This window comes from Bradyrhizobium sp. 26S5 (assembly GCF_036923295.1).
GTDB lineage: Bacteria > Pseudomonadota > Alphaproteobacteria > Rhizobiales > Xanthobacteraceae > Bradyrhizobium > Bradyrhizobium septentrionale.
The window spans coordinates 7,510,496-7,523,236 of sequence record NZ_CP145948.1; the positions used below are offsets into that span (position 1 = coordinate 7,510,496).

Below are 12,741 nucleotides of genomic sequence, written 5' to 3' on the forward strand. Positions count from 1 at the left end.
CCAATATTCCGAAATCGAGAAAGCGCCCCCTCGCCCGCAATCGCGGGCGCGCCGGTTGCGATTGCGGCCGAAAATCCTCACCCACAATTGAAATTGCACCGGCTCCCGCAGCGAGCGATCGCCTGCGCGCTTGCCGCGCGCATGCCAGGGAATATCGACATGAATACCGCACCTGAAATCGCCGTACCGACGATGGTCCCCGCAACCGACCAGACCCAGGCCGCCGCAACCCCGCGGATAAAACTCTCGTCGCGCGGTTTCTCCATCGATCACCCCGACCCGAAGCTCGGCGAACAGCTGATGGCGAACGCACTGGGGGCCGCCGATCGCGACGCGATGGAGGGCATCCTGCGGCAATTGGTGAAGGCCAGCGTGAACGGCGGCAGTCCCGACGAGGTCAACCTCGCTTTCATGATCTCGATGGTGAAGAGCATTCGCCCACGGGATTCCGGCGAGGCCATGCTGGTGGCGCAGATGGTTTCGGTTCATGTGATGGCGATGCGATGCGCCCATCACCTCGCGCATGCCGACGACCTCGCCCAGCACGACAGCGCCGCGCGCGCGTTGGGCCGGCTCGCCCGCACGTTTCCCGCCCAGATCGACGCGCTGAACCGCTACCGGAGCCATGGCGAGCCCGCCATCACCGTGCAGAACGTGAAGGTGGAGGACGGCGGCAAGGCCATCGTCGGCAACGTCACGCAGCATGCGAGCGTGATCGTTTCCGACAAGACACCGGCATCCGCGGCGCGGCCGCCGAAGGCCGCGGGCGCCAGGCGGCGGCCTGATGCCGCCGATGCCGCGCAGGACGCACAGGCATGAGCGCTCACATCAGAACCACCGGGGCGATGCTGGCGAGCCCGCGCTGTGGCGCCAAAACCCGCACCAGTGGCGCGTGCCGCGCGCCGGCGGTGCACGGCAAGACGCGCTGCCGCATGCACGGCGGCGCACCGGGATCCGGCGCGCCAAGGGCAAACCGGAACGCGCGCAAGCACGGCCTGTTCACGGGGGATGCGATCGCCGAGCGAAGGCAGATACGGGAGTTGTTGGGGGAAGCGCGGAAGCTGCTGGGAGTGATGAAGTGATTAGCCTAGCAACTGGCGCCCGTCGGCCGCGTGCCGCGCCCCAAGGTCTCTTCCCTACCTGTCCCGCGTCGCCGTATGTCGCGTAGAGCACTCCGAGCGACGTGATCTGAACCAGCGCCGCAGCTCTGCGAGAAATCGCGCGGCCGCATTCAGAAACCGCCAAAGCCCCTTGTGAGCTTCCCATAGCTGGCTTGAAACTCAAACATTGCGCGAGGATGACGACAGGGGCGAGGCGGGGATGAGTATGATGCAAGCAATGGCATCGACATCAATTGAGTGCACTTTCACCGTAATTCCAGATTGTCATCGCCGAAGGAAGCAACGCGGCCGTGAACTCGGTCTGCGAAGTCGGTCGCCGTGTAGGCGATCCGCGGGGCCGTGTATGAAACTTCAAGTTATGTCGCAACGTTCGGCCGGCTTTGAACAGCCGGCCAACGCACGGCCATGAGGGGATGCCGCGAGCTCGGCCGCGCGCGCCGCGACTGAGTGTCGCAACAGGCGGATACACGCAACAATAGGACAGCGACGCTCCTGCAACCGTGGTCACCCTCCTGCTATTAAGATCGTTTTTGCAGGGAGGTTCATATGCGTATATGGCTTTTGTCATTGCCCTTGGCCGCTCTGTCCGTATCGACGGATGCCATAGCGCAAGAGCAGCCCGAACCGGCGAGGCTCGAGGCAGCGAAAGCCTTTTGGCAAGCGCGACTACCCAAGTGCGAAGAATTCGTTTCAAAGGAGTTTTCCGAGAAAAAAGAGGCTGACGGAGAAGTCTTCTTCGAACCATGTAACGATGGCGACACAATCTTATTCAGCGGCCTTTCCTGCTCAGTAGGCGACACTGGCGGCTGTGAAGCCGTCAAAAATTCGCAATCGTCCGACGGACGCTGGTGGCGATCACCACGAAAACTTCGGCTTGCTATACCCGACGGAGGATCCGAAACCACCTTCAGTAACGATCACGCCGCGGGCGTATGGGCATACATTGCCGAAAACAAGGATAAGGATGCGTTTAAGAGCTGGACGAAATGGATTGATGATAACAAGAAGACGTTCGACTTCATTCCGCGGTATTGCCAAGACTCGCGTTGCACGTTCAAGCTTTTGGACTGTCCCATGCTTGATCGCCTCGCGGTCGTGCTCGGAACTTCCAATCAGCTTTGCGATACCGTCCCTGGCATTGGCGGTGTAAGTGGTCCGAATCCGTCGGATGTCGTTCGTGAAACACGTACCGCGTTGAACAATATCGAGAATGCACTGAGGACGCTACCGGGAATCGGTGATGTGCTTTCACTTGTACCTGTCCAACTAGCAAATGCCGCTCTCAATGACCTAGAGAATGCTGCCAAGAAGGTTGAAGAAAGAGCATCTCACATTCGCGTATTGGCAAGGGTTGCAACTGATACTACGGGAATTGTCGGCAGATTGAATGCCGTGGTAAACGATCCCGGATTTTCCAGGCACAACATTGCTGTTGATGCGTACCTCCTTCAAAAATACACCGCGATCCCCTCACCACTTACCTTGGACGCGGCCAAAAAAGTGGCAGCAGTAGAGCCTGAGAACGCATTTCTGCATTTTGTGGCGAATGGTCCATCGAGCGAGATGCTTGAACTCATCTACAAGAAGTGCAGGACAAAGGAAGACACAACTCCTCATCCGCGCTTCCAATGGATTTGGGAACGTACCGACAAGGATCAATCAAATCCCGCAGCCTGAACCTCCTCCGAATTGATGGACACCTGTAGTAGGCTCGAAGAGCCAGGAGAGGTGTTGGATGGAAGGACGTCAGCGTAGGTCGTTTACGGACGACTATAAGCGGCAAGCGGTCGATCTGGTCGCTTCGAGTGGCCGCTCGATCGGATCGGTGGCCAAGGAACTTGGCCTGCGCGATTCAGTTTTGCGGCGCTGGGTGGAACTACGTGGAACTGGGCGAGAGCCGACGGCTGCGGCGCGGCGCCCCACAACGCAAGCGACGCTGCCGTCGGCGGACCACGCGGCGGAGATCGCTCGTCTGCAGCGAGAGAACGAGCGGCTGCGCATGGAGCGCGACATTTTAAAAAAGTCGATCGCGATCTTTGCTGGGGGGCCGAAATGAGATTCCGCTTCATCGAAGATCGCCGCGCCGACTATCCTGTGACGATCCTGTGCGACGTGCTCGGTGTCTCGCCGGCCGGCTATTATGCTTGGCGCTCCCGGCCGGAGAGCCAGCGATCGGTCGCCAACCGTGAGCTTGTCGACGACATCAAGCGCGTCCATCGCGAGACAAACGGACGCTACGGCAGCCCGCGTATCCATGTCGAATTGAAGGCCCAGGGCCGCGGGGCGAGCCGTGGCCGCATCGAGCGGCTGATGCGCCATCACGGTATCAGGGCCATCATGGCACGGCCTCGCCGGGTGCGGACGACCGATAGCCGTCATGACCTCCCGATCGCGGCGAACCTGCTCGAGCGCAACTTCACCGCCACTGCGCCGAACCGGATCTGGCTCGCCGATATCACCTACATCGAGACCGATCAGGGTTGGCTCTATCTGGCCACCGTCATGGATTTGTACAGCCGCAGGATCGTCGGCTGGGCGATGGCGGATCATTTGCGTGCCGAGCTGCCGCTGGCAGCCTTGCGGATGGCCGTCTCAGCGCAGCGGCCTGGCGCCGGTCTGATCCATCATTCCGATCGCGGCGTCCAATACGCATCGGCGGAATACCGCAAGGTCGTGCAATCTGCCGGCTTGAGGGCATCGATGAGCCGCAAGGCCGACTGCTATGACAATGCTCCAATGGAGAGCTTCTTTCACACGCTCAAAATCGAGCTCGTCTACCACACTCACTATGCAACACGCGCAGAGGCCACACGTGATATCTTTGCTTACATTGAAGGCTTCTACAATCGAACTCGTCGTCACTCCGCCATCGGCTATGTCAGTCCGATCGAGATGGAGCTAAAAGCAGCTTAACCTTGTCCATTTTTTCGGGGGAAGATCAGCCGACACGATGTACTGGGACTGCTTGTTCGTAGCAAAGTTGTATAGCGGTGGCCCCATTCAAAAGGTACCGCTTCCCGATCTTCCGGGGATGACCAAGCTGTACGAAATCGAACAAGCGGCGTTTGACGCGGCCAAGTCCCGAGCAAATCAGGCCATTCACGACCTCGAAGAGCTAAGAAGGAACCCAACGGCAAAGGGACTCGTGAAGGTGATTACTGCACCCGATAGCATTGCAAAAGAGGCCGCGGGCGCCGTTGGGGCAAAAGTCGGGGGCGAGGTCGGTAAAACAATCGGCGGCGAGTCCGGCGAGAAACTGGGCCAGGCTGTAGGCGAGACGTTGGCGAATCCAACTAAGCCGCTCATAAAGGAGGCCGAGAAAATCATTCCGGACGTCAAGTTGGAGCCCCCTAAGCTTCCCGAGCCGCCCAAGCTACCTGAGTTGCCTAAGGTCCACTCGCCTTTCTAGTTGAGCAATCTTACAACCATCCTGCCGGTCATAGAATAGCGTTTGAGTGCATCTGAAAAGCACTCCAACCCACTGCCGGCGCTTCGAACAACCCGATCCCAAAGGCGAGTTGCCGAAGCCGTTGAACGAGCCGAGCGGCCAGCGGATGCCGGTGTTGCGGTTGCGGATCAGCGTGTCTTGCTGAGGCTGTGTTTGCGTGGCCTTCAGGTTGCGTTACGGTGTTCTCGAAATGGTCCACGCGCGGCGTTGCCGCGCTGGGTGACGCGGTGTAGTTAGTCGGGAATAACGGACACGGGCGAGGCGGGATGAGTATGATGCAAGTGATGGGCATCAGGCATCAATTGAGAGCACTGTCACCGTAATTCCCTTGCCATTTTACAGACTTGGAAGCAGCCTCTCACTCGGCGCGCTATGGCACCCCGGGATTTCACTTCTTCAGCAGTTCTTCCTCGGCTATCTTGGCTCCTGATGGTGAAATGCGAGCTACCCCTTGTTCGGCGTTAAACTCAATCAGACGGTCTTTATGCAGTGGCCGCAGCACCTTGTTGCGAAACATGCTCGCGTTGGAGTATTCAACCCAACTAAGAAGATCTGTTGCTGAAACCCAACCCGTGCTGTGATGCAGCAGCACGAGCACTTGGTTCTTCGCAGTCATCTTGGACTCCAGCACGCGCTTGATTTCGCCAACCGCCCAAATGAGCGGTGACTTTGGTTCCACCAAGGCATCAACGGTCTGTTGTGCTTCATCGGTCTTCACGCCGTGGAAGATGCGCACGAGTTCCGCCATCACCCAACTCGCCATGGCCTGCACCGCTTCCGCGTCCATATGGTTGGGGTCAACATCTCCGCCGACATGCCCAACACCCCGGTTATTGCGGATCTCGTAAAGCACCGGCAGTAACCGCGGGATAAGCACTCGCAGGCTGCGGTCCCCAACACGGGTTGGATCAGGACTTTGTTTTTCGAGTGCTTGGCAAGCTGCCAGCATGTTGCTGGGCTTGCTGGCGTTGGCCGGGAAGCTTCCTTTTAGCGCGCCATTGACGATCGAATAGACTACCTCGCAGAACTTTCCACCATTGAGCTCGGAGGGCTCCCAGCGGCGCTCAAGGTAGTTCGACATGATCTTCTGGTAGCTATCAAGCAACTCCTCCCGGAGGGCCTGCGGCAGCGCTGCAAGCACGCGAGATGGTTCGATCACGTCAACCGCCTGCTACTTCTTTCACGAGCGCCGCACCGCGCTTCACGCCAACATTCGTCAACGAGTAGCCTTTGGTCTTGTCTCCGGTGAATTCCCCACCTTTGTTCTTCTTCAGGTAGGTGGCGTGATTGGTCGGGTCGAAACAGCCAATCGTTTCGCAGAAACTGCGCGCTGTAGCGTCATCAAATGATCTGTCGTTCGCCACTAGGTATTTGCCCAGACCGGTCAAGATGTAGGTGTTGACCGCCTGGTCCTTCTTCGTCTTGCCGGGTGCGTGGAGCAGTTCGAATGTGGCGTCCTGATTGAAATGGAATACCCGATCTAACTGTTCCGCTGTGACCTCATTCTGCTTCATCCATTTGGTGATCTGCGGCGGGTAGTCGCCTTCTCCATCTCCATCGCCATTGTTGTTGCCAGTGCTCTCCCTTGACTTCTCCTGCCTTGGCTTTTGCAACGGCGCTTCGCCCAAGAACATCATTGCCGCCGCTACGGTTCTCTGACGCTGTGCAGAAGACAGCGGCTCGAGAAGTTTGATAATGGCGGTCAACGTTTCCGGAGTGGCTTTGACGTCAGCAGGCTCTGCATCAGACGCCGCGACCGGTCGTTTGGCGGCCGTAGTGCTCGTTTCGCTTTGATCGTCCATAACTTAGTTGCCCCGCATGGTCCTCTGCCTACGAAAATGGCATGCAGAAACCGCAACTGGAAGGGCAACTTAGGGATACTCACAACCCCTGCCCCGGAAAGGCGCGATGTGCTCTTCCTTAATTGGCGAGGGCCGCCAGATCAGCAGAAACATTGCCAATCGATACCCAGTCTCTACTCAGTCGGCAATTTCGGGAGAGGACTGCGCGCAAGCTAAGCGATTGCTTTTGCTGAATAAAACTGCAAACTCTTACACTATTGGGATTGCGATATAAAGTTCGAGCGCCCTTTACCCATCGGCGCTGCCGTCGGCCATCGCGCTCTTATCCACGTCACGGCTTCGCCACGCTCGTCGATCAATAGCTTCGCCAGCGTGAACGCTGGCTGCGCCGGCCCCTCTTCCGACTGCTGGCCGGTGACGTAGATCCTTCGATGAGCAGCAGCAGGGCGTCGCCGAGCACGGCCGGGTGACGCGCGCCCATGGCACCGGCGAGTGCGCGCAGGCGCTTGCGAAAGACCTTCTTGCGCGGGGCGGAGCCGCCAGCTTGACGCCCGGCCGGTCGAGACAATAGATGATAACTGTCATATAAACCAGACCCGACGCCCAAACAGTCTCGAATCCCGGCCATGCCGGTTCGCAGGAAGGGCGCGACAGGAGAACCATGCGGCGAATTGTTGTGACGGGCCTGGGGATGGTGTCCCCGCTGGGCTGTGGCACCGAATTGGTCTGGTCAAGGCTGCTCTCGGGGCAGTCCGGGTTGACGGCATTGCCGGAGTGGGCGGCGGCCCTGCCGGCGCGCGTCGCCGGCATGGTTCCTGATAAGGCCGAGGATCCGGAGGGCGGCTTCGATCCCGATTCCGCTGCCCCACGCAAGGACCAGAAGAAGATGGACCGGTTCATCCTGTTCGCGCTGCTCGCTGCGGCGGAAGCCGTGGCGCAGGCCGGTTGGATGCCGGCCGAGGCGCGTGCCCAGGAGCGGACCGCCACGGTGATCGCATCCGGCGTAGGCGGGTTTCCCGCGATTGCGGAGGCCGTGCGCACGGCGGAAAGGAGCGGCCTGCGTCGCCTGTCGCCATTCACCATCCCCTCCTTTCTGGCAAATCTCGCGGCCGGGCACATCACCATCCGATACGGCTTCAAGGGTCCGATCGGCGCGCCGGTGACCGCCTGCGCCGCGAGCGTTCAAGCGATTGGCGATGGAGCGCGCCTGATCAGGTCCGGGGAAGCCGACGTCGCGATTTGCGGCGGTGCTGAAGCCTGCATCGATCCCGTGAGCCTTGGCGGCTTTGCGGCTGCGCGGGCACTTTCGACGTCCTTCAACGACACGCCCGCCCGGGCTTCGCGGCCGTTCGACCGCGACCGGGACGGCTTCGTCATGGGCGAAGGCGCCGGTGTCCTCGTCATTGAGGAGCTCGAACATGCCCTGCGGCGCGGCGCCAAACCGATCGCGGAGGTTATTGGTTACGGCACGACGGCGGACGCCTATCACATCACCGCGGGCCCGGAAGATGGCGACGGCGCCCGACGCGCGATGGAGGCGGCACTCCGGCAGGCCGGGTTGCGGCCCGACCAGGTCCAGCATCTCAACGCGCATTCGACATCCACGCCGGTCGGCGATCTCAGCGAATTGGAAGCCATCAAGCGCGTCTTCGGGCGCGAGGGAGGGGTTGCCGTCAGCGCAACCAAGTCAGCGACGGGACATCTGCTCGGCGCGGCCGGTGGCGTCGAGGCAATCTTCACAATTCTGGCGCTGCGCGATCAGGTCGCGCCGCCCACGCTCAATCTGGACAACGGCGATCCGGCTGCGCAGGGCATCGACCTGGTCGCGAACGTTGCGCGGCCGATGGCCATCGAACACGCGATCTCGAACGGCTTTGGATTTGGCGGCGTCAACGCGAGTCTCGTCTTTCGACGATGGTCTTGAGCCGGTTGCCGATCAAATCCGCGCTGAGCTGCTCGGACACGCCGCTGCGCCCGGCAGCGAGCGGCCCCTTCTCGGGGTGCCTGCGGCAGAGCACTAAAGCGCGATGATTTTCGGTTTAATCGGCCGGACCGCAGACTCGCTTCGCCTCTCCCGCTTGCGGGGTCGAGACGAGCGAAGCTCGCTCTTAGGCCGACGCGCTCGGCAGCGCTCTTGCGCGCCTGAGCGCGGCGGGTGGGGGCTCTCTCCACGATGCGACTCGTGTGTTCAACCGGCATGATTCCCGACATTTTGGACCGGCATGATCCCCGACAGTTTGGGTTAAGCGGTCTGTTCGCCCGGTTCGCGCAGCCCCTCACGAGGCGGAGCGAACCGGGTGAACAGGCCGCGGCGGTCGATGAGACCGACGTCGAGGTCGCAGAAGCGGACGACGTGGTCACCGGTATCGAGTTCGGCGATGCCGACAAGTTCGTTCACCAGCGCCTGACCGATAAAGACGAACTTGCCTTTCCATTTAATCTCCCCATTGCCGCGAACACGGCGGGCCTGGTGATCGGCGTCATACCAGGGGTCTTGCTCGCGATCCGGCATGGTGCGTTGAGATGCTCGATAGGCGTCCTCCGGCGGCCGTTGGCCCAGCGCTTCGTGAGGACGTTCCTTATTGTAATGCTCTCGGAAGGCGTCAAAGCGGGCCTGTTGCTCGGACGCATTATCTGCCGGTGGGCTCGATGTTTGCGCCTTCAAGGTGCGATGCATGCGCTCATGGCGACCGTTCTCCTGCGGCGAGGCCGGACGGATGAAGTGCGGCGTAATGCCGAGCTTCAGCCACCAGACCGACAATGTGGTGAGACCGCCGGCGCCGCGCGAGCCGAACGGCGAACCATTGTCGCAGCGGATTGCCCGCGGCAGGCCATGCTCGCGGAAAGCCCTCTCGAAGCGGGGGCGGACGCCCTCGGTCGTCGGTGCGACGATCTGCAGTTCGATCAGGAAGCGACTGTGGCTGTCAGCCACCGTCAACGGATCAATCCGGCACTGGTCGCGGGTGCGGAACCAACCCTTGAAGTCCACGCTTATAGCGCGACAATCAGGATGAGAGCGGCGCGTCAATCAAGATGAGACGAGGCGGCCGAGTCAGGAGATAATTGACGCTGGCCGCCTACTTGGCAAGCGTTGATTGACGCTGCGCGACAATCAAGCGGCGCTGCCAGCGTCAATCACAGTCTTGTCGAGTTCGTTGGGGGTCGTGTGAACAGGTGGCCGGCCTGGACCGCGCTTGCGATCGAGGGCAACTTTTCGACGGTAACTTTCGACGTTCATCTCGAGGATCGTGGCGTGGTGGACCAAACGATCGATGGCAGCCAACGTCATTGCCTGGTCCGGGAAGATACGCCCCCATTCGCCAAATGGCTGATTGGCCGTGATCAGCAGCGAGCGTCGTTCGTAGCGGGCGGCGATCAACTCGAACAGCACACTGGTTTCCGCCTGATCCTTGCTCACATATGTGATGTCGTCGAGGATCAGGAGGTCATAGCGATCGAGTTTGGCGATCGCGGACTCCAGCGCCAGCTCGCGCCGCGCGACCTGCAGCCGTTGCACCAGATCAGTGGTGCGCGCGAAGAGAACGCGCCAACCGTTCTCGACGAGAGCCAGGCCGATCGCCGTGCCGAGATGGGTCTTGCCGCCGCCCGGTGGACCGAACAAGAGCAAATTGGCGCCGGCCTTCAACCAGGCGTCGCCAGCGGCGAGCGCCATCGCCTGTGCCTTTGATAGCATCGGCACGCTTTCGAAGTCGAAGGTGGCGAGCGTCTTGCCGGCGGGCAAACGCGCTTCCACCATGTGTCGCTCGATCCGACGGCGGGTGCGATCGGCCGCCTCGTGCTCGGCAAGGGCGGCGAGGAAGCGGGCGGCAGGCCACCCTTCCTTGTCCGACTGTGCGGCGAGCTTCGGCCAGATCGCCTTGACGCCCGGCAGGCGGAGCTCATTGAGAAGCAGCTCGACACGGGCAGCATCGACGGAGGTAGCGATACCGGTCATGCTGCCTCTCCCAGGTTCGAGCGGCCCGACATGACGCTGACGGAGGCGAGTTCATCGTAGACGTCGAGCGGCGCCAGCTTGACGGCGACACGCGGGATCGAGGCCGCCTCGGGTCGGAAGCGGTCGCGCAGCGCGGCAAGATCGGGTAACTGTCCGGCGTCCAGATCCATCGCGATCACCTCGGCGAGTTCTGCTTCGCAGGCGCGCTCGTGAGCCAGCGCCAGAAGCTCGACCGTCACCTTGCAGGCGCGCCGGTCATCACCATGCTCCCGCAAGGTCTCGAACAGACGTTTGTAAGCTGCACGCGGGAAGAGTTGGTCGCGATAAACGAGATTGAGGAGCGCCATCGGCTTGCGCCGCAGGGCATGGATGACGTGCCGGTAATCCACAACATGACCGCCCTGGCTCTCGGACACAGGCCGACCGCGCCGCAGCGTCACGACCGGCGTGACGCCAAGGAAGCATTCGAGCCGGTCGTCGAAGATGCGCACACGCAGGCGATGGCCGATCAATCTTGAAGGCACGGTGTAGAATACGCGCCGCAGGATGAAGCCGCCTGACGACGTCACCGGGATCACTTTCTCCTCGAAGTCGGTCGTGCGGCCTTTTGGCAGCGGCGCCAAGGCCTCCTTCTCGAGCGCGATCGGCTTGGCGAGGTTGGCGTTGCGCCGGCCGACAATCTCGTCGACAAAAGCCCGGTACGCATCGAGACTGGCGAACTCGCGCGTCCCCCGCAGCAACAGCGCATCTTCCAGTGCCCGCTTGAGATGGCCGTGCGCGCTCTCGATCGAGCCGTTCTCATGTGCGATGCCCGCATTGTTGCGCGTTGGCGCCATGCCATAGTGGCCCATCAGCCCGGCGTAGCGCTGCGTCAGATCCCCCCGTGCGTCGGCGGCCAGATTGCGGAATGCTGCCGACAGGCTGTCGCTGCGATGCTCCCGCGGCACGCCGCCAAGCGCCCACAGCGCGTTCTGCAAGCCCTCCGCCAGGGCGACGAAGCTTTCGCCGCCGAGCACGACATGGACATGCTCGAAGCCGGAGAACGCCAACCGGAAGTGATAGAGCCGGTGATCGAGCGGCTCACCCGCGATGGTAATACCGAGCGCGCTCACGTCGGTGAAGTCGGACAGACCCAGGCGGCCGGGCTCGTGCTGCTGGCGGAAGATCACGTCCTGTTCGGGGCCGTTGAGCGCCCGCCAGGCGTTGATGCGCCGCTCCAGCGTGCGGCGGATGTTCGGGTTCAAGTCATGATGCCGTCGGCGCAGCTCGTCCAGCACGCCGATCACGCGGATGCCGGGCGCAGCCTTCAGGATCGGAACGATCTCGGCGTCCCAATACTGCCCGAGCGGATCGGACCGGCGCCGGCCCCTCGGCGTCTTCTTCTGCGATGGCGGGCGACAATCGCCCTCGATTCGATACGCGCTTGCCTTCGAGAACCCCGCCTTGGCCGCGGCGGCCTCGGGGGACAGTGTCAGTCGGTACGTCATGTACAGCCTCATCTGGTGGTCGGTGATGTGGAGGCCAGGCAAGGCATCGATTCCCTCTTGTCGAGACGAACCAACAGCTTGCACCAGCCGCACCCGGCCGCCAGACGGGTCCAAAAACGCGCGACGCCGATGGGGACGGTCCTCCGGTCGGGCTGCGCCCTCCCTTCGGTCCGTCCCCATCGGCGCAGTCTCACCTTGATTGTCGCTGGAGTCTCACCCTGATCGCCGCCGCGCACACGCTCCACTCGTCGTTCGGCTCCTGCACCGGCGTGCAGGGACGCCGCTGGTCGAGCGGACGGCGGCGGCGCTTCACCGGCGAGATCAGCCCCGCGCGCTTGAGAATGCTCCCAATCGTCGACGCCGCCGGCCAATCGATCTCCGGCGCCTGGCGGTCAAGCAGGGCGAGCAGCTTGCGCGGTCCCAGATAGGGAAAGCGCTGCCGAGCCGCGATCACCTTCTCTGCAATCGCCGCATCGGTCGTTTGTCGGCATTGCTGCGGCGCGTGCGAACGGTCCCTGAACCACTCCGGATCGCCGCTCTGCTTCCGCTGGCGCCATGCGTAAAACGTGTCGCGGCAGATACCGTGACGGCGGCACAACTCCGACACGCTCCAGTTCCCGCTCTCGTACTCCATAAGCATCCGGATACGCTCTTCCATCCGACTGGTCTCTCTGAACGGCATCGTCGGGCCCTCCCGCCGATGCTTCTAGAAACCTGTCGGCAATCATGCCGGTCTAAACTGTCGGGTATCTATCCGGTCTGTACCGTGGAGAGAGCCCCCACCCCAGCCCTCCCCCGCAAGCGCAGGGCTATCGCATATGAGAGTGGGGTGATGTGGGCAGTGGCGTTGGGCTCCCTCTCCCGCTTGCGGGGGAGGGCGGGGTGGGGGTGTCTCCGCATGTTCAACCGGCATGATTCCCGACATTTT

Annotated in this window: 12 protein-coding genes; 6 read left to right on the top strand and 6 right to left on the bottom strand. The window is 61.8% G+C overall.

Annotation, left to right across the window (positions count from 1 at the left end):
- The first annotated feature begins 159 nt into the window (after positions 1 to 159).
- The 5 genes from V5279_RS35360 (at position 160) to V5279_RS35380 (ending at position 4,530) form a co-directional block, all read left to right on the top strand.
- Positions 160 to 819: a hypothetical protein gene (locus tag V5279_RS35360; RefSeq protein ID WP_338691627.1), complete on the top strand. Its 660-nt coding sequence runs from the start codon at positions 160 to 162 to the stop codon at positions 817 to 819.
- Positions 816 to 1,082: an HGGxSTG domain-containing protein gene (locus V5279_RS35365; RefSeq protein WP_338691628.1), complete on the top strand. Its 267-nt coding sequence runs from the start codon at positions 816 to 818 to the stop codon at positions 1,080 to 1,082. The genes V5279_RS35360 and V5279_RS35365 overlap by 4 nt, the downstream gene beginning before the upstream one ends.
- 585 nt (positions 1,083 to 1,667) lie before the next feature.
- Entirely contained in the window at positions 1,668 to 2,798 is a 1,131-nt protein-coding gene (locus V5279_RS35370) for a hypothetical protein (protein WP_338691629.1), read from the top strand.
- 58 nt (positions 2,799 to 2,856) lie between these two features.
- A protein-coding gene (locus V5279_RS35375; protein WP_414645828.1) for an IS3 family transposase occupies positions 2,857 to 4,034 on the top strand; the annotation gives its coding sequence in 2 pieces (ribosomal slippage) (positions 2,857 to 3,148 and positions 3,148 to 4,034; 1,179 coding nt in all).
- Positions 4,035 to 4,152: 118 nt separating this feature from the next.
- Entirely contained in the window at positions 4,153 to 4,530 is a 378-nt protein-coding gene (locus tag V5279_RS35380; protein ID WP_338691630.1) for a hypothetical protein, read from the top strand.
- Between the two features lie 427 nt (positions 4,531 to 4,957).
- Here the strand turns inward: V5279_RS35380 and V5279_RS35385 are convergent, their stop codons facing one another.
- Both V5279_RS35385 and V5279_RS35390 read right to left on the bottom strand, forming a co-directional pair.
- Positions 4,958 to 5,728, bottom strand: a complete 771-nt coding sequence (locus tag V5279_RS35385; protein ID WP_338691631.1) for a hypothetical protein — start codon at positions 5,726 to 5,728, stop codon at positions 4,958 to 4,960.
- 1 nt (position 5,729) lies between these two features.
- Complete coding sequence (locus V5279_RS35390; RefSeq protein WP_338691632.1) at positions 5,730 to 6,371, bottom strand: hypothetical protein; 642 nt, start codon at positions 6,369 to 6,371, stop codon at positions 5,730 to 5,732.
- A gap of 661 nt (positions 6,372 to 7,032) precedes the next feature.
- On the opposite strand from V5279_RS35390, the gene fabF reads away from it, so the two are divergent.
- Complete coding sequence (fabF, locus tag V5279_RS35395; protein ID WP_338691633.1) at positions 7,033 to 8,295, top strand: beta-ketoacyl-ACP synthase II; 1,263 nt, start codon at positions 7,033 to 7,035, stop codon at positions 8,293 to 8,295.
- 318 nt (positions 8,296 to 8,613) lie between these two features.
- Here the strand turns inward: fabF and V5279_RS35400 are convergent, their stop codons facing one another.
- The 4 genes from V5279_RS35400 to V5279_RS35415 all read right to left on the bottom strand — a co-directional run bounded on the left by V5279_RS35400 (position 8,614) and on the right by V5279_RS35415 (position 12,495).
- On the bottom strand, positions 8,614 to 9,360 hold the full coding sequence (locus V5279_RS35400) for an integrase core domain-containing protein (RefSeq protein WP_338691634.1): 747 nt from the start codon (positions 9,358 to 9,360) through the stop codon (positions 8,614 to 8,616).
- Between the two features lie 123 nt (positions 9,361 to 9,483).
- A complete protein-coding gene (istB, locus tag V5279_RS35405) occupies positions 9,484 to 10,326 on the bottom strand; it encodes an IS21-like element helper ATPase IstB (protein ID WP_176535476.1) in 843 nt (280 codons plus the stop codon).
- Positions 10,323 to 11,855, bottom strand: coding sequence for an IS21 family transposase (istA, locus tag V5279_RS35410; RefSeq protein ID WP_422389058.1), 1,533 nt, complete (start codon positions 11,853 to 11,855; stop codon positions 10,323 to 10,325). Before istA ends, istB begins: the two co-directional genes overlap by 4 nt.
- A 148-nt stretch (positions 11,856 to 12,003) precedes the next feature.
- The gene (locus tag V5279_RS35415) at positions 12,004 to 12,495 is read right to left on the bottom strand and encodes a helix-turn-helix domain-containing protein (protein ID WP_338691635.1); all 492 of its coding nucleotides are present in this window, start codon (positions 12,493 to 12,495) and stop codon (positions 12,004 to 12,006) included.
- Between the last annotated feature and the right edge of the window lie 246 nt (positions 12,496 to 12,741).